The sequence below is a fragment of the Pseudomonas sp. AC229 genome (assembly GCF_979254655.1).
Genome location: NZ_CEEDHK010000050.1, coordinates 1 through 279 on the forward strand (window position 1 = coordinate 1; position 279 = coordinate 279).

1 pseudogene is annotated in these 279 nt (G+C 52.3%); it reads left to right on the top strand.

The features are described 5' to 3' along the window. Positions 1-279 (top strand): annotated as a pseudogene (locus AC0IW7_RS24795) (hypothetical protein); the annotation flags it as partial.

A 279-nucleotide genomic window follows, 5' to 3' on the forward strand; every position in this document is an offset into this window, starting at 1 on the left:
GTGTTACCTTTGGTTGATGCGTTTGATATCGGTCAAGCGGATGGGCGACAAGCCCAGCAAGGCTACCGCCGCTCTGTGGTATGGGTGTGCCCAAAAGGCGAAGAACAGCGCTATCTGGATGATGACCAATACTTTCTTAAGACCATTCAACAAGCCTTTGGCAGCCTAGCAGGCAAGTTTGTCAAAGCGGGTAAACGCGGCGCGTATCCACTGGTGAAAATATTGGCAGATAGCCAAATCAAAGGTCGCTGCGTCATCATGGGCAATGCCGCCCACACC